The sequence below is a fragment of the Neorhizobium vignae genome (assembly GCF_000732195.1).
GTDB lineage: Bacteria > Pseudomonadota > Alphaproteobacteria > Rhizobiales > Rhizobiaceae > Neorhizobium > Neorhizobium vignae.
The window spans coordinates 1-1,134 of the sequence record NZ_JNNU01000062.1 but is presented as its reverse complement, the minus strand read 5'-3'; the positions used below and the strand labels follow the sequence as shown (position 1 = coordinate 1,134).

General features: G+C 59.6%; 2 protein-coding genes. Both read left to right on the top strand.

Features of this window, described 5'->3' with window-relative positions:
- Window positions 1-608: amino acid ABC transporter permease (locus tag GQ59_RS30345; protein ID WP_037088628.1), on the top strand; the 608-nt coding region annotated here is incomplete at its 5' end.
- Window positions 609-656: 48 nt separating this feature from the next.
- Window positions 657-1,134: amino acid ABC transporter ATP-binding protein (locus GQ59_RS30340; RefSeq protein WP_037088630.1), on the top strand; the 478-nt coding region annotated here is incomplete at its 3' end.

Below are 1,134 nucleotides of genomic sequence, written 5' to 3'. Positions count from 1 at the left end.
TCGTCGGCATCGCCGTCTCGCTTCCCGTCGGCATTCTGCTGGCGCTCGGGCGACGCTCGACGATGCCGGTGATCCGCGTTCTCTGCGTCACCTTCATCGAGGTCATCCGCGGCGTGCCGCTGATCACGGTTCTGTTCATGGCGAACGTGATGCTGCCGCTGTTCCTGCCGACCGGCTGGACGATCGACAACTTTCTGCGGGCGCTGGTGGGCGTGGCAATCTTCGCCTCCGCCTACATGGCCGAGGTGGTTCGCGGCGGCCTGCAGGCCATTCCGAAAGGGCAGTTCGAAGGCGCCGATTCGCTCGGTCTCAGCTATTGGCAGAAGATCCGGCTGATCATCATGCCGCAGGCGCTGAAACTGGTCATCCCCGGCATCGTCAACACCTTCATCGGCCTTTTCAAGGATACGTCGCTGGTGTCGATCATCGGCATGTTCGACCTTCTCGGGATCGTACAGCTGAACTTCACCGACACGACCTGGATCAGCCCCGTCACACCAATCACGGGCCTCATCTTCGCAGGCTTCATCTTCTGGCTGTTCTGCTTCGGCATGTCGCGCTACTCCGCCTTCATGGAGCGGCACCTCGACACCAACCTGAAGCGATAGCCGACCTGAAGCTGTGCCTAGCCACAAACGATAACTAAGGGGATAAAAATGGCAGACGCCCAACCCAAAAAAATGACCGTCTCGGCTACCGACGTTGCCGTCGAAATCATCGGCATGAACAAGTGGTACGGCGATTTCCACGTGCTGCGCGACATCAATCTGAAGGTGATGAAGGGCGAACGCATCGTCATCGCCGGTCCCTCCGGTTCCGGCAAGTCGACGATGATCCGCTGCATCAACCGTCTTGAGGAGCACCAGGCCGGCAACATCATCGTCGACGGGATCGAGCTTACCAACGACCTGAAGAAGATCGACGAAGTGCGCCGCGAAGTCGGCATGGTGTTCCAGCACTTCAACCTCTTCCCGCACCTGACGATCCTGGAAAACTGCACGCTCGCGCCGATCTGGGTCCGCAAGATGCCGAAGAAGCAGGCTGAAGAGATCGCCATGCATTATCTCGCCCGCGTCAAAATCCCGGAACAGGCCAACAAATATCCGGGCCAGCTCTCCGGCGGCCAGCAGCAGC